Below are 20042 nucleotides of genomic sequence, written 5' to 3' on the forward strand. Positions count from 1 at the left end.
GTCAGCTTCAATAGCTGACTTTTTGCTTGTCTCTATGTTTAATCAAAATAAAGCAAATCTTTGCTGGTGCTGGTAAAGAGGTCAAATCCATCCTTGGTAACAACACCACAGTCTTCGATACGAACACCGACTTTACCCGGGATATAGATACCTGGTTCAACAGAGAAGCACATGCCTTCTTCGATGACCATGTCGTTTCCTTCCATGATAGATGGAAATTCGTGGACATCCATACCGATACCGTGACCGAGACGGTGGTTGAAGTACTCACCGTAGCCAGCTTTTTCGATAACTTCACGAGCTGCGCGGTCCACTTCATGTGCAGTCACACCTGGCTTGATAAAGTCAAGGGCAGCTTGTTGGGCTTCAAGGGTCAAGTTATAAATATCCTGCTTGAATTGGTCTGGTTTGCCAACAGCGACCGTACGAGTCATATCTGAGGCGTATCCATTGACCATCACACCGAGGTCAAAGAGGAGAAGGGCGTCCTTTTCAACCTTGTTTGCACCAGGAATTCCGTGTGGATTTGCAGCGTTATCGCCAGTCAAGACCATAGTATCAAAACTCATTTCATAACCTTCACGCTTCATAGCAAAGTCGATTTGGGCAATGATATCTGTCTCAGTCTTATCAAGAGAAATATTGTCAAAACCAACTTTTACAGCCTTATCAGCATAGATACCTGCAACCATCATTTTTTGCACTTCATCAGCTGATTTGATGAGGCGCATGCGTTGGATGCGAGGAGTGAGGTTTTCAAACTCAGCAGTCTCAAAGACTGTTTTCAAACCATGATACTTGGTTAAGATGAGGTTGTCAAACTCAACAGCAACACGTTTGAAGTCGTGCTGCGGCAAAGCGTTTTGGATTTTCTTCCATGGGTTTTCAGAGTCCACATAGCCCACAACTGGGAAGGAAACAGTATTAGTTGCACGCTCCACTTCAAGGGCTGGGACAAAGAGGAGAGGTTCCTGATCTGCTAGAACAAAGAGGAACATTTGGCGTTCATGGGGATCACTGTAAAAGCCAGTGAGGTAATTGATAGTGACGGGGTCAGATACGACAGCGACGTCTAGTTTTTCTGATTCAAGATATGTTAAGATTTGTTGTAATTTAGACATATGCTACCTTCTTTCTACCCCTCTATTTTGGCAAAAAAAGAGAGAAAATGCAAGGGAGAAGGGTAAAAGAACAGGCAAAAAGAACCCCGACAAGATAGCGGAGTTCTTTGATATGGTTTTCCTTGGTTTAAGAAAAGTCAGCCTTGCTTTTGACGTCGCTGTATTCTTCAGCGATTTCTTGACTGAGGATGTCCTCATAGGCAGGGAGTTGGATATCCTGACCGTATTTCTTCTTAAGAGCAGTAGTGACCAGGCGATAAGCTAGATTGGCATTACGAGAGAGGATAGGTCCGTGGAAGTAGGAACCAAAGACATTCTTATAATGAACCCCTTCGCCGACCTTTTCCTCGTTGTTTCCATTTCCATAAACCACCTGTCCCAGCGGTTTTTGGTCATCTGAGAGGAAGGTACGGCCCTGGTGATTTTCAAATCCATAGTAGGTTTCATTGAAATCTTCATTGTGAATCTTGATGTCACCGATAAAGCGGTTATTGGTCTGGTTGAGGGTATAGTGGCCCATGACCCCTAGCCCTTCGATACGTTTGCCTGAAGCTTCAACATAATATTGACCCAATAGTTGGAAACCACCGCAGATGGCTAGAACAACACCATCGTTTTGGATGTAGTTGTCAATGCTCTCTTTTTTAGCAGGAAGATCGCCAGCGATAATACTTTGTTCAAAATCCTGACCCCCACCGAAAAAGGCGATGTCGTAGTGGTTTTCATCAAAGTCATCATGGAGAGAAACGATGTCAACTGTTACATGAGCTCCCAGTTTTTCAGCCACATACTTGAGCATGAGGATATTGCCGTTGTCTCCGTAGGTATTCATGAGGTTTCCATAGAGGTGGGCGATGTTGAGCTGATAAGGGTAGTTGCCAGCTTTTGAGGAAAGTGAAGTATAAACCATCAGTTCATCTCCTTTCTAACAATCTGACGACTAGCCAGCAGTTCGCGGAATTCCAGCATAGCAGTATAGGTAGCCAGGATATAGGCATGTTTGCAGTCTTGAGCTTCGATTGTTTTGAGAACTTGTTCCAGGCTACTTGTTTCAGTGATCTTGTCAGCTGGGTATCCTGTCACCCGTAGACGACGCGCGATTTCAGAATGACGAACACCGCCTGCGTTGATTTCAGGAATGTCCATATCAGTGATTTGTTCAAAGTCTGCATCCCAGATCCAGCTGGTATCTATTCCATCAGCATAGTTGGCGTTGAGAAGGACAGATAGGCTAAATGGATAAGGAGCTAGTTTAATCATTTCGATAGCTTGGGTCGCGCCAACAGGATTTTTAATCAAGACAAGGGTGCATTCCTTGTCATCGATATGGAAGGTCTCCTGGCGTCCAAAGACAGCACGGCTCTTGTCAAATCCTTGCTTGATTCGTTGCGAATCAGCGCCGAGGAATCGAGCAATGGCAACCGCAGCTAGCGCATTGTAGATGTTGTAAAGTCCACCGATTTGGATGCCGTATTCTTGGCCGTCAATGACAAAACGAGAGCGATTGTTGGTCAACTCAACCAGTTCTGTCAGACGGTAGTCCAATTCAGGACGTTTGCAGCCACAATTTTCACAGATATAGGCACCCAAGTTGGCATAGGTATTGTGCTCGTATTTGAGGATGCCTTGGCAGTCAGGACAGAGAATCCCTTCGGTATTGTAGTGAGCTAGTTGGGCTGGTCCTTTTTCCAAGTCAAAACCAAAATACTGAACTGGGTTTGGAATAGCTGGCTTGTAGAAAAGCGGACTGTCACCATTGAGGAGAACTGTAGCCGTAGGCACCTTACGGATGGCATCCAAAATCATGTTATACGTCGTGTAAATCTCACCGTAGCGGTCCATCTGGTCACGAAAAATATTAGTGATGACAAAAAGGCTAGGATGGATGTAGTCACAGATACGAGATAGACTGGCCTCGTCAATTTCTAGAACGGCGATGTTTTTCCCAGTTTTAGAGGATTTGGCCGTCAAGAAGGTTGTCGTAATCCCTGTGATCATGTTGGCACCACTAGGATTGGTTAGAACCTGACCATAGACTTCTTTTAAAATGCCGACAGTGAGGGCAGTTGTCAGGGTTTTACCATTGGTTCCAGTGACTACGACAATATCGTAGTTCTTAGCTAGATTTTGTAAAATATCTTTATCAAATTGAAGGGCAAGTTTTCCAGGGAGCGTACTTCCACGACCAAGACGGTTCAAGATGAAGTGAGAAGAACGCCCAACTAGGAGGCCCAAAGTAGTTTTTAATTTCATGTTTCTATTATATCATAAAAGAAAGAAAAGACAGATTTGAGATTTCGCAGAAACAAAAACAGCCCGATGAGGGCTGTTAGATACGATGTAGTCTTAACTTAAATCGCAAACAAGTCATTCAAGTTCTCAGCCAAGGTTGGGTGAGTGAAGATTTGTTTTGTGAAGTAAGTGTAAGGAATCTTGTTGTCCATAGCAACAGTGATGATGTTGATGATTTCTTGTGAACCTTCTGAGAAGATAGTTGCACCGAGAATTTCTTTTGTTTCAGTGTTGACAACAGCTTTGAAGGCTCCACGAAGATCTCCATTGACGTGACCGCGAGGCATGACTGCAACAGGAATTTCCTTCACAGCGTATGGAAGTTTCAAATCAGCTGCTTGGCTTTCTGTCAAACCAACTTGTGAAAGTGCAGGTGTGATGAACATGGTGTTTGGTACATTGAGACGGTCTTCAAGTGTGTAGCTGCCGTCTCCAGCAAGGTAACTATAGACAACACGGAAGTCATCAAGTGAAATGTAGGTGAATTGAGGTCCACCGTTGACATCCCCAACTGCAAAGACACCAGGAACGTTTGTTTGACAGTGTTTGTCTACTTTAATAGCACCACGCTCTGTTAGTTCAATATCAGTATTCTCAAGTTGAAGTGGTTCTACGTTTGGTTTACGTCCAGTTGCGTAGAGAAGAGCATCAAAACGGTAAGTTTCATTTTCAGTTACGACAAGGACTTGATCACCGTCGTTTTTGATTTCAGTAGTACGGATGTTTTGAAGCAATTCAATGCCGTCTTCTTCCATGTATTGTTTAGCAAGAGCTGCAATGGAAGGTTCTGCACGAGGAAGGAATGTATCCAAGGCATCTAGGACTGTGACTTTGCTACCAAGTTTGTTGTAGAGTCCTGCAAATTCAAGACCGATGTTTCCGCCACCAAGAACTCCAAGTTTTTCAGGCAATTTGTCCAAGTTTTGAATACCAGTCGAGTCAAAGACATTCTTACTTGTAGCAAGTCCAGGGATTGGCAAGACGTTTGAAACGGCACCGGTATTGATAACGATAGTTTCAGCAGTCAGTTCTTGTTTTTCATCACCAGCTTGGATTTCGATGACTTTGTTTGAAAGGAAGTGAGCTTCCGCATCAAAGATATCCACGCCTGTACCAGCAACAGTCGCATAGTTTTTACCGTTGAGGCGACTAGTGATGGTATTTTTGGTAGCAATGACTTCTTCAAAAGACAAATCTTTCTCAGCAGCAACTAGCAAGGTTTTAGTTGGGATACAACCAATGTTGATACAAGTTCCGCCGTACATAGCCTTACTACGTTCGATAAGGGCAACTTTTTTGCCAGCTGAAGCTAATTTACCAGCTAGTGTTTTCCCAGCCTTACCAAATCCGATAACGATTAAATCATATGTTAACATTTATAGTCCTCCTATTCGATTTTCATTCTAGCACAAGAAAAAAACTTTTGCACAATTCTGCTACGAAAAAGACAGAAAAAGATAAAAACGCTTTCCAGACAAAAAACTAGTAATTTTTTGACAAGCTTGATAAACTAAAATCCTATCTATTTTTATATAAAATAGAATAAATGTTCGAAAATAGGGGGTTTTATGAAATCAAATCGTTATATTATTGCCTTTGCTGGGGTCATTTTACACTTAATGCTGGGTTCGACTTATGCTTGGAGTGTTTATCGCAATCCTATTATTGAAAAAACGGGATGGGATCAGGCTTCTGTTGCCTTTGCCTTTAGTCTAGCAATCTTTTGTTTGGGATTATCGGCTGCATTTATGGGGCGTTTGGTAGAAAAATTTGGTCCTAGAGTCATGGGGAGTCTATCTGCTTTTCTATACGCAGGTGGAAATATCTTAACAGGATTTGCAATAGACCGTCAGGAGCTGTGGTTGTTGTATCTCGCTTATGGTATTTTAGGTGGGCTTGGTTTGGGAGCAGGCTATATTACCCCTGTGTCAACGATTATAAAATGGTTTCCTGATAAACGTGGTCTCGCAACAGGTTTAGCGATTATGGGGTTTGGTTTTGCTTCTTTATTGACTAGTCCCATAGCGCAACATCTCATCGCAGGGGTAGGGCTTGTAGAAACTTTTTATATTTTAGGTGCAAGTTACTTTATTATCATGCTCCTAGCTTCACAATTCATTAAGCGTCCAAATGAGCAAGAGCTTGCAATTTTATCTGTTTCAGGGAAAGAAAAAACAGCCTCTTTGACGCAAGGAATGGCTGCGAATCAGGCCCTGAAAAGCAATCGGTTTTATATACTTTGGATTATTTTCTTTATCAACATAGCTTGTGGTTTAGGCTTAATTTCAGCGGCATCGCCAATGGCACAGGAGATGGCTGGCTTGTCTACAAGTCATGCAGCAGTAATGGTGGGAGTTTTAGGGATTTTCAATGGGTTTGGTCGTTTGCTCTGGGCGAGTTTATCTGACTATATCGGTCGCCCTCTAACCTTTAGTATATTACTGCTTGTCAATCTTTTCTTTTCTCTCTCACTTTGGCTCTTTACAGATTCCGTTTTATTTGTAGTCGCTATGTCTATTTTGATGACTTGCTATGGAGCTGGTTTTTCATTGATTCCGGCTTATCTCAGTGATATTTTTGGAACCAAGGAATTGGCTGCTCTGCATGGATATATTTTAACAGCTTGGGCAATGGCTGGTTTAGCAGGGCCTATTTTATTAGCAGAGACTTATAAAATAGCTCATTCTTACACACAAACCTTGTTCGTTTTTCTCATTTTATATAGTATAGCCTTGGCTTTGTCTTATTATCTAGGTCGTTCAATCAAAAAGGAAATCCAAAAACCGCTTACATGATTTTCCTAAAGGATTCTACTATCTTTTGCCTCTCTCTTGTGTTATACTAGATAGGTTGCAAAGAAACTAGTACTTTTCTTTCGTGGAAAAGAAGCAACACGGTATCTCGTTTTAAAGAAGATACGTCATGAAAAGAAAAGTATAAACTAAAGCCCTATAGGGTGGCTTCGCACCATCTTTAGAAAGAAGAAAAACGTGAAATTTAATGAATTTAACTTGTCTGCTGATTTGCTAGCAGAGATTGAAAAAGCTGGATTTGTAGAAGCAAGTCCTATCCAAGAGCAAACTATTCCTTTGGCTCTTGAGGGAAAAGACGTTATCGGTCAAGCTCAGACTGGTACAGGGAAAACTGCAGCCTTTGGCTTGCCAACCCTTGAAAAAATCCGTACAGAAGAAGCGACTATCCAAGCCTTGGTCATCGCTCCAACTCGTGAACTCGCTGTTCAAAGTCAAGAAGAACTTTTCCGCTTTGGCCGTAGCAAGGGAGTGAAAGTTCGCTCAGTTTATGGTGGTTCAAGTATTGAGAAACAAATCAAGGCCCTTAAATCTGGTGCCCATATCGTGGTAGGAACACCAGGCCGTCTTTTGGACTTGATTAAACGCAAGGCTTTGAAATTGCACGATATCGAAACCCTCATCCTTGATGAAGCGGATGAAATGCTCAATATGGGCTTCCTTGAAGACATCGAAGCTATTATCTCGCGTGTCCCTGACAGTCGTCAAACCTTGCTCTTTTCAGCAACCATGCCTGAAGCCATCAAACGTATCGGTGTTCAGTTTATGAAAGAACCTGAGCATGTCAAGATTGCTGCCAAAGAATTGACAACAGAACTGGTGGACCAGTACTATATCCGTGTTAAGGAACAAGAAAAATTTGATACCATGACACGTCTTATGGATGTGGAACAACCAGAACTTGCTATCGTATTTGGTCGTACCAAACGCCGTGTGGATGAATTGACTCGTGGACTGAAGATCCGTGGCTTCCGTGCAGAAGGCATTCATGGTGATTTGGACCAAAACAAACGTCTTCGTGTCCTTCGGGATTTTAAAAATGGCAATCTAGATGTTCTCGTTGCAACGGATGTGGCAGCGCGTGGTTTGGACATTTCAGGAGTGACTCATGTCTACAACTACGATATTCCACAAGATCCTGAAAGTTATGTTCACCGTATCGGTCGTACAGGTCGTGCTGGTAAGTCAGGTCAATCCATTACCTTCGTAGCTCCAAACGAAATGGGCTACCTTCAAATCATCGAAAACTTGACCAAGAAGCGCATGAAAGGTCTTAAACCTGCAAGTGCAGAGGAAGCCTTCCAAGCTAAAAAGCAAGTGGCGCTCAAGAAAATCGAACGTGATTTCGCAAATGAAGAAATTCGTTCCAACTTTGAGAAATTTGCTAAAGACGCTCGTAAGTTAGCGGCTGAATTTAGTCCTGAAGAATTGGCTATGTATATCTTGAGTCTGACTGTCCAAGATCCTGACAGCCTTCCAGAAGTTGAGATTGCACGTGAAAAACCATTGCCATTTAAACCATCAGGTAATGGCTTCGGTGGCAAAGCTAAGGGAGGTCGAGGTGGCCGTCGTGGAGACGACCGTCGAGACCGTGATCGCCGTGGCAATGGTCGTCGTGATGAGTTCAAGAAAGGTAGTCGTGGAAACGACCGCTTTGATAAAGACAGACGTTACCGTAATAAAGACAATAAAAAACCTCGCAACACTTCAAGCGAAAAGAAAACAGGCTTTGTTATTCGTAACAAGGGAGACAAATAGGAAAAAGCGATTCACTGGGTGAATCGCTTTTATATATAAGGAGACCAAGGGTAAAAGAAGATGGTTGATAGTAAAGGATAGGTGAAACGGAAAGGGATTTATCATGTCATCTTCTTATAATGTTATAATATCAAAAATAAAATAGGATGTCAATAAAAAAAATCGCTTTTTTTCTAAAATATTTTTGCTGTTCAAAATTGCAATTAAATAAGCAATTTTCAGATAATAATTGAAAATTCAGGCTCTTTATGTTATAATGATAGCGATTAAATGCGAGGTAAAAAATGGCACATTTATTAGAAAAAACAAGAAAAATTACTTCCATCTTGAAACGCTCAGAGGAACAACTTCAAGATGAACTTCCCTACAATGCAATTACACGCCAGTTGGCAGATATTATTGATTGTAACGCTTGTATTGTGAATAGTAAGGGACGTCTCTTGGGCTATTTCATGCGTTACAAGACAAATACAGATCGAGTAGAGCAGTTTTTCCAAACCAAAACCTTCCCTGACGTCTATGTACAAGGGGCAAACATGATCTATGATACGGAAGCCAATCTTCCTGTCGAACATGATTTGACCATTTTCCCTGTAGAAAGTCGTGCGGACTTTCCAGATGGGTTGACGACCATCGCTCCGATTCATGTATCAGGGATTCGCCTAGGTTCGTTGATTATTTGGCGCAATGATAAGAAGTTTGAAGATGAAGATTTGATTCTTGTCGAGATTGCAAGCACGGTGGTAGGGATTCAACTCTTGAACTTCCAACGTGAAGAAGATGAGAAAAATATTCGCCGTCGTACTGCTGTAACCATGGCAGTTAATACCCTTTCCTATTCAGAACTTCGTGCCGTTTCAGCAATTCTAGCTGAGTTGGATGGAAATGAAGGACAATTGACTGCATCTGTCATTGCAGACCGTATTGGCATTACGCGTTCAGTGATTGTCAATGCGCTTCGTAAATTGGAGTCGGCGGGAATTATTGAGAGTCGTTCATTAGGAATGAAGGGGACTTATCTCAAAGTTCTAATTGGTGATATTTTTGAGGAAGTGAAAAAGAGGGACTACTAATGGCAAAGGCTTTAATCTCGATCGACTATACAGAGGATTTCGTAGCGGACAACGGAAAGCTAACTGCTGGAGCACCTGCTCAAGCAATATCAGAGGCAATCAATCAAGTAACCAGACTGGCTTTTGATCGTGGAGACTATGTCTTCTTCACTATTGATGCTCATGAGGAGAAGGATACCTTCCACCCGGAAAGTAAGCTCTTTCCACCGCACAACATCATTGGGACTAGTGGCCGTAACCTCTATGGCTCCCTAGCTGATTTCTATGCGGAAAATAAGGACGATAGTCGCGTCTTTTGGATGGACAAGCGTCACTATTCAGCATTTTCAGGAACGGACCTCGACATTCGCCTGCGAGAACGTCGGGTTACTACAGTTATCTTGACGGGGGTTCTGACCGATATTTGTGTCCTTCATACGGCTATTGATGCCTACAATTTAGGTTATGACATTGAAGTTGTCAAACCTGCGGTTGCCTCTATCTGGCCAGAAAATCATCAGTTTGCTCTTGGACATTTTAAGAACACTCTGGGAGCCAAGTTGCTTGATGAAAACTTAACTGAAATTACAGAATGATTCCCTTGGAAAAATGAAAAAAATCTGAAAAAAGTGTTGACAAAGATTTTGAAAGTTGATATACTAGTAAAGTAATCGACGCGGGGATGGCGGAATTGGCAGACGCGCAGGACTAAGGATCCTGTGACCGCTTTAGGTCGTGAGGGTTCAAGTCCCTCTCTCCGCATAGGGTAAGAGTTAGCTTTAGCTAGCTCTTTTTGTTTTTTCAAAGAGGGCTAGAGCTGCAGTTCGACTATCGGAAGAGATTGGTATCAAGAACTGTCTTTTTATGAGAAAGCTTGCTATACTAAGGGTGAGAGAAAGGAATGTCAAATCATGTGTGTCGAATGTTATAGTGAGAAAAATCGTGTGACCCCCTTACTGAATCCTCAGGAGTGTTTAAGAGAGCATAGGCAATATATTTGTAGCCATTGTGGTCGTTGTATCTGTATAGAGCATACGAAAAACGGTTTACAGCGTTGGAATTTTCCGTTCAAATCGCTAGAAATTGCTAGCTATTATTTACGGGCGGCAGATTATAGTATGAAGACAAGCTGTGGCATTTACCAAATCAAGTCAAATAAAGGAAGGGTTTCATATAAGATTTTTGCCAACAGGGAAGCTTTAGCAGACTACCTCAAGAAGAATCCAGATAAAAGATGCGACAATTTGCAACCAAGCTTTTCTATCTCGCCTTATCAAGAATTTCCTCAAACACAAGTCAGGAAATTAAAAGTCGAAGAAATTGAAAAATACTTAGCTGAAAGATGATGCCCATCATATATAGAATGGAGTGGATTTTTGATTAGTAAATTATTTGTTTAGATAAGAAGAAAAGTTAGCGGACGCTAGCTTTTTTATTTTTTATAAAAAATAAATCAAAAATTTTTTCGATTTCATAAACATTTCATATTTGGATTTTATAATAGTCTTACAAATATGGAGGTGACAAATGAATCCAATCCAAAGAGCTTGGGCTTATGTCAGCAGAAAACGACTGAGAAGTTTTATTTTATTTCTGATTTTATTTGTTCTTTTAGCAGGAATTTCAGCCTGTTTGACGCTGATGAAGTCCAACAAAACAGTAGAAACAAATCTTTACAAATCTCTCAATACCTCTTTTTCTATCAAAAAGATAGAAAATGGACAGACCTTCAAGTTATCGGACCTAGCATCAGTTAGCAAGATTAAGGGACTGGAGAATGTCTCTCCTGAACTCGAGACGGTCGCAAAACTAAAAGACAAGGAAGCAGTGAGTGGTGAGCAGAGCGTCGAACGTGATGACTTGTCAGCTGCGGACAAGAATTTGGTTAGCTTAACGGCTCTTGAGGATTCATCCAAGGATGTTACCTTCACCAGTTCGGCTTTCAATCTAAAAGAAGGCCGACACCTTCAAAAAGGGGATTCCAAGAAAATCCTGATCCACGAAGAGCTGGCTAAGAAGAACGGTCTTTCGCTTCATGACAAGATTCGCTTGGATGCTGGACAGTCAGAATCTGGAAAAGGTCAAACAGTTGAATTTGAAATTGTCGGCATCTTTTCTGGTAAAAAACAAGAGAAATTTACAGGCTTGTCTTCTGACTTCAGTGAAAACCAAGTCTTTACAGACTATGAAAGTAGCCAAACCCTTTTGGGAAATAGTGAACCTCAAGTTAGTGCAGCGCGCTTCTATGTAGAAAATCCTAAGGAAATGGACGGACTCATGAAGCAGGTGGAAAACTTGACCTTGGAAAATCAAGGCTACCAAGTCGAAAAGGAAAACAAGGCCTTTGAACAGATCAAAGACTCAGTTGCAACCTTCCAAACCTTCCTAACTATCTTCCTTTATGGGATGTTGATAGCTGGAGCTGGAGCCTTAATTTTGGTCTTGTCTCTCTGGTTGAGAGAAAGGGTCTACGAAGTAGGGATTTTACTGGCACTTGGAAAAGGCAAGAGCTCAATCTTCCTACAGTTCTGTTTAGAGGTGGTGTTGGTATCTCTTGGAGCTTTGCTTCCATCCTTTATTGCTGGGAAGGCCATTACATCCTATCTGCTACAAACTGTACTAGCAAGTGGAGATCAGGCAAGCTTACAGGACACGCTGGCCAAAGCAAGCAGTCTATCAACCAGTCTCCTATCCTTTGCAGAATCCTATGTCTTTCTGCTCTTGATTGGTTGCTTGTCCGTAGCTCTTTGTTTCCTATTCTTATTTAGAAAATCACCGAAAGAAATTTTATCATCTATTAGTTAAGAAGGAGAAATCATGACTTTATTACAATTGCAAGATGTTACCTACCGTTATAAGAACACTGCTGAGGCAGTTTTATATCAGATCAAGTATAATTTTGAACCCGGAAAGTTTTATAGTATCATTGGTGAGTCAGGAGCAGGAAAATCCACTCTCTTGTCTCTACTGGCTGGTCTAGATAGTCCTGTTGAAGGTTCTATCCTTTTCCAAGGAGAGGACATTCGGAATAAGGGATATTCTTACCATCGCATGCACCATATTTCTCTAGTCTTTCAAAATTATAACTTGATAGATTATCTTTCTCCACTGGAAAATATCCGCTTGGTCAACAAAAAAGCCAGCAAGGATACTCTTCTTGAACTTGGTTTGGATGAAAGTCAGATCAAGCGGAACGTTCTCCAGTTATCAGGTGGTCAACAGCAACGTGTTGCTATTGCTCGCAGTTTGGTATCAGAAGCTCCAGTTATTCTAGCTGATGAGCCAACAGGAAATCTGGACCCTAAAACTGCTGGAGATATTATCGAACTGCTCAAATCACTTGCCGAGAAAACAGGTAAATGTGTGATCGTCGTCACCCACAGTAAGGAAGTGGCACAAGCGTCAGATATTACACTTGAATTGAAGAATAAGAAACTGACTGAAACTCGCAATACTACTAAATAATATGAGCTTGTTTTGATAGAATTATTAAATCAAATCTAGAAAGGGAACCTATGTTACACAACGCATTTGCCTATGTTACAAGGAAGTTTTTCAAATCGATTGTTATCTTCCTGATTATTCTCCTCATGGCGAGCTTGAGTTTGGTCGGCTTGTCGATCAAGGGAGCTACAGCCAAGGCTTCTCAGGAGACCTTTAAAAATATCACCAACAGCTTCTCCATGCAAATCAATCGTCGCGTCAATCAAGGAACGCCTCGTGGTGCTGGGAATATCAAGGGTGAGGATATCAAAAAAATCACTGAAAACAAGGCCATCGAGTCTTATGTGAAACGCATCAACGCTATCGGAGATTTGACTGGATATGACCTCATCGAAACGCCAGAAACCAAGAAAAACCTCACTGCAGACCGTGCCAAACGGTTTGGAAGCAGTTTGATGATTACAGGTGTCAATGACTCCTCAAAAGAAGATAAGTTTGTCTCTGGCTCATATAAGCTGGTTGAAGGTGAGCACCTAACCAACGACGACAAAGACAAAATCCTCTTGCACAAGGACTTGGCAGCCAAACACGGCTGGAAAGTAGGGGACAAGGTTAAACTGGATTCCAATGTCTACGATGCAGACAATGAAAAAGGTGCCAAGGAAACAGTCGAAGTGACAATCAAGGGACTCTTTGATGGTCACAATAAGTCAGCAGTAACCTACTCACAAGAACTCTATGAAAACACAGCTATCACAGACATTCACACTGCTGCAAAACTTTATGGATACACAGAAGACACAGCTATTTATGGGGACGCAACCTTCTTTGTAACAGCAGACAAGAACTTGGATGATGTCATGAAAGAGTTGAATGGCATCAGTGGTATCAACTGGAAGAGCTACACACTTGTAAAGAGCTCATCTAACTACCCAGCTCTTGAGCAATCCATCTCTGGTATGTACAAGATGGCCAACCTCCTCTTCTGGGGTAGCTTGAGCTTCTCAGTCCTTCTCCTTGCTCTCTTGCTCAGCCTTTGGATCAATGCCCGTCGCAAGGAAGTGGGAATTCTCCTCTCTATCGGTCTCAAGCAGGCAAGTATCTTGGGTCAATTCATCACCGAATCTATCCTGATCGCCATCCCTGCTCTCGTTTCGGCTTACTTCCTAGCCAACTACACAGCTCGAGCAATCGGAAATACTGTTCTTGCCAATGTCACTTCAGGTGTTGCCAAGCAAGCCAGCAAGGCAGCTCAAGCCTCTAACCTTGGTGGTGGTGCAGAAGTAGATGGCTTTAGTAAGACCTTATCGAGCCTAGACATTTCCATTCAGACATCAGACTTTATCATCGTCTTTGTCCTTGCTTTAGTTCTAGTCGTTCTTGTTATGGCGCTTGCTTCAAGCAATCTCCTCAGAAAACAACCAAAAGAACTCTTGCTCGATAGCGAATAAAAAACTTGCTACCTATTCTCCCCTAAATGGGGTATAATATAGGTAGCATTTTTATCTATTTTATCTTGATAAGGACTCTTCCTATCAGGATGAAACAGAGAAGATTTATAAGAAATTTAAAGGAATGTGAAACGTTTTTCTATGAAAATTTTAATTGTAGAAGATGAAGAAATGATCCGTGAGGGAATCAGTGACTATTTGACAGATTGTGGTTATGAGACTATTGAGGCGGCGGATGGTCAGGAAGCCCTAGAACAATTTTCCAGCTATGAAGTAGCCTTGGTTTTACTGGATATCCAAATGCCCAAGCTGAATGGTCTAGAAGTCCTAGCTGAGATTCGCAAAACCAGTCAGGTTCCTGTCTTGATGTTGACTGCCTTTCAGGATGAGGAATACAAGATGAGTGCCTTTGTTTCGCTAGCAGATGGCTATCTGGAAAAACCCTTCTCACTCTCCCTCTTAAAAGTGAGAGTAGATGCGATTTTCAAGCGCTACTACGATACGGGACGAATCTTCTCCTATAAGGATACCAAGGTGGACTTTGAGAGCTACAGTGCAAGCCTAGCAGGTCAGGAAGTGGCTATCAATGCCAAAGAGTTGGAAATTTTGGACTATCTGGTGAAAAATGAAGGACGGGCCTTGACTCGATCTCAGATAATCGATGCCGTCTGGAAGGTGACAGATGAGGTGCCTTTTGACCGTGTTATTGATGTTTATATCAAGGAACTGCGGAAAAAGCTAGACTTGGATTGTATCCTCACAGTGCGTAATGTTGGTTATAAATTGGAGCGAAAATGAAACGAACAGGTTTATTTACAAAGATATTCATCTATACCTTCTCGATTTTTAGTGTTCTGGTTATTTGTCTTCATTTAGCTATTTATTTTCTCTTTCCCTCAACTTATCTGAGTCATCGTCAGGAAAGCATCGGTCAGAAAGCGACAGCCATTTCCCAGTCCCTAGAAGGAAAGGATAGGCAAAGTATCGAGCAAGTGTTAGACTTGTATTCCCAGACTAGTGATATCAAGGGGGCCGTCAAGGGAGAGATGACAGAGGACAAGTTAGAGGTCAAGGACAACCTTCCTCTAGATACAGACCGCCAGACCACCTCTCTCTTTATCGAGGAGCGTGAGGTGACAACCCAAGATGGTAGCACTATGACTCTCCAGTTTTTAGCGTCCATGGATTTGCAAAAGGAAGCAGAGCAAATTAGCCTCCAGTTTCTTCCCTATACCTTGCTGGCATCGTTTTTGATTTCCCTCTTGGTATCTTACATCTATGCTCGAACCATTGTTGCGCCGATCTTGGAAATCAAGCGGGTGACCCGTCGGATGATGGACCTGGATGCTCAAGTGCGGTTGCGCGTGGACTCTAAGGATGAGATCGGTGATCTTAAGGAACAAATCAATAGCCTTTACCAGCATCTTTTGACTGTCATTGCGGACTTGCATGACAAGAATGAAGCCATTCTCCAGTTAGAAAAAATGAAGGTTGAATTCCTACGAGGGGCCTCTCATGAGCTGAAAACACCTCTGGCTAGTCTCAAAATCCTAATCGAAAATATGAAAGAAAATATCGGTCGTTATAAAGATAGAGACCACTATCTGGGAGTTGCCTTGGGGATTGTGGACGACCTCAGTCACCACGTTCTTCAGATACTTTCTCTTTCTTCTGTTCAGGAATTGCGAGAGGAGAAGGAGAACATCGACCTACTCCAAATGACGCAAACTCTGGTTAAGGATTATACTTTACTAGCCAAGGAAAGAAATGTTCAGATAGACATTAGCTTGACCCATCAGCAAGCCTACATAAATCCATCTGTGATGAAGTTGATTCTATCTAATCTCATCAGCAATGCTATCAAGCACTCCACTCCAGGTGGCTTGGTTCGCATCGGCGAGAGAGACGGAGAACTCTTTATCGAGAATAGCTGTAGTCCTGAAGAACAAGAAAAACTAGCCCAGTCTTTTTCTGGCAATGCTAGTCGCAAGGCCAAGGGTTCAGGAATGGGGCTCTTTGTGGTCAAAAGTTTATTAGAACACGAGAAATTACCTTATCATTTTGAGATGCAAGATGATCGTTTGACCTTCTTCATGTCTTATCCTAAAGTCTCTCAAGACTAAGGGAAAGAAAGGGTTTACATTGATTGAGTTGGAAGAAATTCAATCTAAAGTATGGGAAAAACTAGCTTTTTTTGTCAAAAAGTGATAAAATGAACAATGTAAATGGGATGTCCCAAAAAATATATAGGAGGCCTGACAAATGGCAATCGTTTCAGCAGAAAAATTTGTCCAAGCAGCTCGTGACAACGGTTATGCAGTTGGTGGATTTAACACAAACAACCTTGAGTGGACTCAAGCTATCTTGCGTGCAGCAGAAGCTAAAAAAGCTCCAGTTTTGATCCAAACTTCAATGGGTGCTGCTAAATACATGGGTGGTTACAAAGTTGCTCGCAACTTGATCGCTAACCTTGTTGAGTCAATGGGGATCACTGTACCAGTAGCTATCCACCTTGACCACGGTCACTACGAAGATGCACTTGAGTGTATCGAAGTTGGTTACACTTCAATCATGTTTGACGGTTCACACCTTCCAGTTGAAGAAAACCTTAAATTGGCTAAAGAAGTTGTTGAAAAAGCACACGCTAAAGGTATCTCAGTAGAAGCTGAAGTTGGTACTATCGGTGGTGAAGAAGACGGTATCATCGGTAAAGGTGAATTGGCTCCAATCGAAGACGCTAAAGCAATGGTTGCAACTGGTATTGACTTCTTGGCAGCTGGTATCGGTAACATCCACGGTCCTTACCCAGCAAACTGGGAAGGTCTTGACCTTGACCACTTGAAGAAATTGACAGAAGCTCTTCCAGGATTCCCAATCGTATTGCACGGTGGTTCAGGTATCCCTGATGACCAAATCCAAGCAGCTATCAAACTTGGTGTTGCGAAAGTTAACGTTAACACTGAATGCCAAATCGCATTCGCTAACGCAACTCGTAAATTTGCTCGTGACTACGAAGCAAACGAAGCAGAATACGACAAGAAAAAACTCTTCGACCCACGTAAATTCTTGGCTGACGGTGTAAAAGCTATCCAAGCATCAGTTGAAGAACGTATCGACGTATTCGGTTCAGAAGGTAAAGCTTAATCGAGCTGAACAATACATACAGAACCTACCCATTGGGTGGGTTTTTTGGTGTGTGGCTATATAGCGATATACTGTAGAAGAACCAATCTTAAGTTGCTAAAAGATTCTAATTTTTGTACAATAATGCTATGAAAAAACTGAAAAAATGGTTTCTTGGCTTCCTTAGTCTTATGCTTTTGTTTTTAGGCGCTACATTTTTCTATCACAGAATCAGTTTACAAAAGGAAAATAAATTTTTAACACCTATGGGGCAACAAGTTCTCGTCAATGGACATCAAATAAATGTTTACGTTGAAGGGGATGGTCCTGAGACTATAGTAGTTCTCTCAGGTGCTGGTATTGCTTCTCCTATATTGGATTTTAAAGAAGTATCGGAATCCTTATCGAAACAGTATAAGGTAGTTATCGTGGAGAGGGCGGGATATGGTTATAGTGATGATAGCAATCATTCAAGAGATGTGATGGAGGTTTTGTCTGAGACTCGCCAAGCTCTTTCGCAAGCAAATATCACAGGGCCGTTTATCATTCTGTCTCATTCCATGGCTAGTCTAGAGAGTTTGGCTTGGCAGGAGAAGTATCCTGATGAAGTGAAAGCCTTGATTGGTCTGGATTGGGCACTGCCATCAAGTTATGAGGATTTAAAGGATAATCAGACCTTGCTTACGTTGGCCTATTGGAGCAGTAAGATTGGTTTTTTACGTTATTTCCCTGAGTCCTTTTATATAAAAAATCAAACTCTGATCGAGAGTGAACGAAAACAATATAAACTTCTAGCTTATAAGCAGTTGATGTCACAAGCCATGCTTCATGAATCCCAAACGGTAAAGGAAAATGCCAAGAAAGTTCCCTCAAACATTAATCCGAAAATTCCCACCTTACTACTGGTGTCTAACGGAAAAGGCACTGGTTTTAGCCAATCAGAATGGCAGCATTTTGCAGAGAAATTTGCTAGTGAACAGGCTAATGTGAAGGTCATTTATATGGATGCTCCTCACGACCTCTATCATTATCAAAGCGATGCTATTGTTTCTCGCATTAAAGAATTTTTAGAGAATAATTGAGGGCTTAAAAATCCATTGAGACTGATGATAATAATTGAAAGGAATGACTTATGAATAATTCTTATATTTTACTTAGACATGCTCATTCAAGATTTTCAAGTGATGATTTTAATAGAACTTTATCAGAAAAAGGATTTTCATCTCTTGACCAGTTAGAGTTTTTGAATTCTTTTAATATTGATTATTATTTTTCTAGTCCTTATAAACGAGCATTTGAAACGGTTAATAGCTCGCCAATTCAATTTGATAAAATAGTTCTTGATAATCGGTTACGAGAGCGAAAATTATCTTCAACCTTTATAAAAGATTCTGAGTTTGAAGACAGTATTAAATATTTATGGCAAAATCCCAGTGAATCTCTTTCAGAAGGGGAATCAAACCAAGATGCACTAGCTAGAGTACTAGATTTTTTAATGGAATTGGAAGAGAGATACTCAGAAAAAACGATTTTACTTAGTTCACACGGGAATTTGATAGGAATACTACTACATCACTTTGATTCCAGTTTTGATTATAAAAAATGGGAGCAAATGACCTTTCCAGATTGTTTTCTAATTGATAGAAATGGGATTGTGAAAAGAATTATGAAAGATTAGTTCTTTGATTAAATAGTGAATCATATTGATCAAAATAGTTTGCTCTTTACAATTCATAACCTGCCCTTTTTGGCAGGTTTTTTGGTGTTTTAAGGAAAATATCAAACCAGAATTTTTGTTTAAAAGTATTATTTTAAGAGAGAAATCTCTAATTTCATAATCTATAGGCAAACGCTTGCATTCCGTTTTTTATTGGACTATAATAGGTTGGTATAAAGCCTTCTGTAAGAATAACAATTAGAAAGTTTAGAAAGTAAGGATTTAGAATATTTGTAGTCAAAAATACAATGTTGCTATTCCTTACGGTAGGGAGATAGATATGGCAATGATAGAAGTGGAACATCTTCAGAAAAGTTTTGTAAAGACTGTTAAGGAACCAGGCTTGAAGGGGGCTTTGCGCTCCTTTATTCATCCTGAAAAGCAGACCTTTGAAGCGGTCAAGGATTTGACTTTTGAGGTACCCAAGGGGCAGATTTTAGGTTTCATCGGGGCTAATGGTGCTGGAAAGTCGACAACCATCAAAATGTTGACAGGAATTCTGAAACCGACATCTGGTTTTTGTCGGATTAATGGCAAGATTCCGCAGGATAATCGTCAAGACTATGTCAAGGATATTGGAGTGGTCTTCGGACAAAGAACCCAGCTATGGTGGGATTTGGCTCTACAAGAGACTTACACGGTTTTAAAAGAGATATACGATGTGCCAGACTCGCTCTTTCACAAACGTATGGACTTTTTGAATGAAGTCTTGGATTTGAAGGACTTTATCAAGGATCCCGTGCGGACTCTTTCACTTGGTCAACGGATGCGGGCGGACATTGCGGCTTCCTTGCTCCACAATCCCAAGGTTCTCTTTTTAGATGAGCCGACCATTGGTTTGGATGTGTCGGTCAAGGACAACATTCGTCGGGCAATTACTCAGATCAATCAAGAGGAAGAAACAACCATTCTCTTGACCACTCACGACCTGAGCGATATCGAGCAGCTTTGTGATCGAATTTTTATGATTGATAAGGGGCAGGAGATTTTTGATGGAACGGTTAGCCAGCTCAAGGAAACCTTTGGCAAGATGAAGACTCTTTCCTTTGAACTGGTACCAGGTCAAAGTCATCTCCTTTCTCACTATGAAGGTTTTTCGGATATGACCATTGATAGACAAGGAAACAGTCTCAATATTGAATTCGATAGTTCCCGCTACCAGTCAGCTGATATTATCAAGCAGACCCTGTCTGATTTTGAAATTCGCGATTTGAAGATGCTGGATACGGATATTGAGGATATTATCCGTCGCTTCTACCGAAAGGAGCTCTAAG

18 protein-coding genes and 1 tRNA gene are annotated in these 20042 nt (G+C 41.4%); 15 read left to right on the top strand and 4 right to left on the bottom strand.

Features of this window, described 5'->3' with window-relative positions:
* Positions 1-38: 38 nt before the first annotated feature.
* The 4 genes from ACVC7S_RS01000 to ACVC7S_RS01015 all read right to left on the bottom strand — a co-directional run bounded on the left by ACVC7S_RS01000 (position 39) and on the right by ACVC7S_RS01015 (position 4789).
* Positions 39-1121 (bottom strand): M24 family metallopeptidase, encoded by a 1083-nt coding sequence (locus tag ACVC7S_RS01000; protein ID WP_447265862.1) that lies wholly within the window; start codon positions 1119-1121, stop codon positions 39-41.
* Between the two features lie 127 nt (positions 1122-1248).
* Complete coding sequence (gatD, locus tag ACVC7S_RS01005; protein WP_049500184.1) at positions 1249-2031, bottom strand: lipid II isoglutaminyl synthase subunit GatD; 783 nt, start codon at positions 2029-2031, stop codon at positions 1249-1251.
* Positions 2031-3374 carry a lipid II isoglutaminyl synthase subunit MurT gene (gene murT / locus ACVC7S_RS01010; protein ID WP_447265863.1) on the bottom strand — a complete coding sequence of 448 codons (1344 nt, stop codon included), beginning with the start codon at positions 3372-3374 and terminating at the stop codon, positions 2031-2033. The genes gatD and murT overlap by 1 nt, the downstream gene beginning before the upstream one ends.
* 98 nt (positions 3375-3472) lie before the next feature.
* The gene (locus tag ACVC7S_RS01015; protein ID WP_447265864.1) at positions 3473-4789 is read right to left on the bottom strand and encodes an FAD-containing oxidoreductase; all 1317 of its coding nucleotides are present in this window, start codon (positions 4787-4789) and stop codon (positions 3473-3475) included.
* 192 nt (positions 4790-4981) lie between these two features.
* Between ACVC7S_RS01015 and ACVC7S_RS01020 the strand changes: the two genes are divergently transcribed.
* The 15 genes from ACVC7S_RS01020 (at position 4982) to ACVC7S_RS01090 (ending at position 20041) form a co-directional block, all read left to right on the top strand.
* Positions 4982-6208, top strand: a complete 1227-nt coding sequence (locus ACVC7S_RS01020; protein WP_000841589.1) for an L-lactate MFS transporter — start codon at positions 4982-4984, stop codon at positions 6206-6208.
* A 195-nt stretch (positions 6209-6403) separates the two neighbouring features.
* Positions 6404-7981 carry a DEAD/DEAH box helicase gene (locus ACVC7S_RS01025; RefSeq protein WP_447265865.1) on the top strand — a complete coding sequence of 526 codons (1578 nt, stop codon included), beginning with the start codon at positions 6404-6406 and terminating at the stop codon, positions 7979-7981.
* 284 nt (positions 7982-8265) lie between these two features.
* A complete protein-coding gene (gene codY, locus ACVC7S_RS01030) occupies positions 8266-9054 on the top strand; it encodes a GTP-sensing pleiotropic transcriptional regulator CodY (protein ID WP_447265866.1) in 789 nt (262 codons plus the stop codon).
* Positions 9054-9629, top strand: coding sequence for a cysteine hydrolase family protein (locus ACVC7S_RS01035; protein ID WP_447265867.1), 576 nt, complete (start codon positions 9054-9056; stop codon positions 9627-9629). The genes codY and ACVC7S_RS01035 overlap by 1 nt, the downstream gene beginning before the upstream one ends.
* 80 nt (positions 9630-9709) lie before the next feature.
* Positions 9710-9795: transfer RNA gene (locus tag ACVC7S_RS01040), tRNA-Leu, on the top strand.
* A gap of 149 nt (positions 9796-9944) precedes the next feature.
* Positions 9945-10379, top strand: a complete 435-nt coding sequence (locus ACVC7S_RS01045; protein ID WP_447265868.1) for a hypothetical protein — start codon at positions 9945-9947, stop codon at positions 10377-10379.
* Positions 10380-10560: 181 nt separating this feature from the next.
* Complete coding sequence (locus ACVC7S_RS01050) at positions 10561-11838, top strand: ABC transporter permease (RefSeq protein ID WP_447265869.1); 1278 nt, start codon at positions 10561-10563, stop codon at positions 11836-11838.
* 12 nt (positions 11839-11850) lie between these two features.
* Positions 11851-12498: an ABC transporter ATP-binding subunit Vex2 gene (gene vex2, locus ACVC7S_RS01055; protein ID WP_000173736.1), complete on the top strand. Its 648-nt coding sequence runs from the start codon at positions 11851-11853 to the stop codon at positions 12496-12498.
* Positions 12499-12548: 50 nt separating this feature from the next.
* Positions 12549-13928: an ABC transporter permease subunit Vex3 gene (vex3, locus tag ACVC7S_RS01060; protein WP_213988729.1), complete on the top strand. Its 1380-nt coding sequence runs from the start codon at positions 12549-12551 to the stop codon at positions 13926-13928.
* 141 nt (positions 13929-14069) lie between these two features.
* Entirely contained in the window at positions 14070-14726 is a 657-nt protein-coding gene (vncR, locus tag ACVC7S_RS01065) for a response regulator transcription factor VncR (RefSeq protein ID WP_447265870.1), read from the top strand.
* Positions 14723-16051: a sensor histidine kinase VncS gene (gene vncS, locus ACVC7S_RS01070; RefSeq protein ID WP_447265871.1), complete on the top strand. Its 1329-nt coding sequence runs from the start codon at positions 14723-14725 to the stop codon at positions 16049-16051. The genes vncR and vncS overlap by 4 nt, the downstream gene beginning before the upstream one ends.
* A gap of 139 nt (positions 16052-16190) precedes the next feature.
* Positions 16191-17072, top strand: a complete 882-nt coding sequence (locus ACVC7S_RS01075) for a class II fructose-bisphosphate aldolase (RefSeq protein ID WP_247929324.1) — start codon at positions 16191-16193, stop codon at positions 17070-17072.
* 128 nt (positions 17073-17200) lie between these two features.
* Positions 17201-18133: an alpha/beta fold hydrolase gene (locus ACVC7S_RS01080; RefSeq protein ID WP_447265872.1), complete on the top strand. Its 933-nt coding sequence runs from the start codon at positions 17201-17203 to the stop codon at positions 18131-18133.
* Between the two features lie 50 nt (positions 18134-18183).
* Positions 18184-18729, top strand: a complete 546-nt coding sequence (locus ACVC7S_RS01085) for a histidine phosphatase family protein (protein WP_447265873.1) — start codon at positions 18184-18186, stop codon at positions 18727-18729.
* 319 nt (positions 18730-19048) lie between these two features.
* Positions 19049-20041 (top strand): ABC transporter ATP-binding protein, encoded by a 993-nt coding sequence (locus ACVC7S_RS01090; RefSeq protein WP_447265874.1) that lies wholly within the window; start codon positions 19049-19051, stop codon positions 20039-20041.
* The last annotated feature ends 1 nt before the right edge of the window (position 20042 follow it).

Source organism: Streptococcus sp. Z556, assembly GCF_053010225.1.

Bases quoted from the DNA above. Each gene is read 5' to 3' on its own strand.
- ACVC7S_RS01000 (WP_447265862.1), bottom strand. From the start codon at position 1,121: ATGTCTAAATTACAACAAATCTTAACATATCTTGAATCAGAAAAACTA.
- gatD (WP_049500184.1), bottom strand. From the start codon at position 2,031: ATGGTTTATACTTCACTTTCCTCAAAAGCTGGCAACTACCCTTATCAG.
- murT (WP_447265863.1), bottom strand. From the start codon at position 3,374: ATGAAATTAAAAACTACTTTGGGCCTCCTAGTTGGGCGTTCTTCTCAC.
- ACVC7S_RS01015 (WP_447265864.1), bottom strand. From the start codon at position 4,789: ATGTTAACATATGATTTAATCGTTATCGGATTTGGTAAGGCTGGGAAA.
- ACVC7S_RS01020 (WP_000841589.1), top strand. From the start codon at position 4,982: ATGAAATCAAATCGTTATATTATTGCCTTTGCTGGGGTCATTTTACAC.
- codY (WP_447265866.1), top strand. From the start codon at position 8,266: ATGGCACATTTATTAGAAAAAACAAGAAAAATTACTTCCATCTTGAAA.
- ACVC7S_RS01035 (WP_447265867.1), top strand. From the start codon at position 9,054: ATGGCAAAGGCTTTAATCTCGATCGACTATACAGAGGATTTCGTAGCG.
- ACVC7S_RS01045 (WP_447265868.1), top strand. From the start codon at position 9,945: ATGTGTGTCGAATGTTATAGTGAGAAAAATCGTGTGACCCCCTTACTG.
- ACVC7S_RS01050 (WP_447265869.1), top strand. From the start codon at position 10,561: ATGAATCCAATCCAAAGAGCTTGGGCTTATGTCAGCAGAAAACGACTG.
- vex2 (WP_000173736.1), top strand. From the start codon at position 11,851: ATGACTTTATTACAATTGCAAGATGTTACCTACCGTTATAAGAACACT.
- vex3 (WP_213988729.1), top strand. From the start codon at position 12,549: ATGTTACACAACGCATTTGCCTATGTTACAAGGAAGTTTTTCAAATCG.
- vncR (WP_447265870.1), top strand. From the start codon at position 14,070: ATGAAAATTTTAATTGTAGAAGATGAAGAAATGATCCGTGAGGGAATC.
- vncS (WP_447265871.1), top strand. From the start codon at position 14,723: ATGAAACGAACAGGTTTATTTACAAAGATATTCATCTATACCTTCTCG.
- ACVC7S_RS01075 (WP_247929324.1), top strand. From the start codon at position 16,191: ATGGCAATCGTTTCAGCAGAAAAATTTGTCCAAGCAGCTCGTGACAAC.
- ACVC7S_RS01080 (WP_447265872.1), top strand. From the start codon at position 17,201: ATGAAAAAACTGAAAAAATGGTTTCTTGGCTTCCTTAGTCTTATGCTT.
- ACVC7S_RS01085 (WP_447265873.1), top strand. From the start codon at position 18,184: ATGAATAATTCTTATATTTTACTTAGACATGCTCATTCAAGATTTTCA.
- ACVC7S_RS01090 (WP_447265874.1), top strand. From the start codon at position 19,049: ATGGCAATGATAGAAGTGGAACATCTTCAGAAAAGTTTTGTAAAGACT.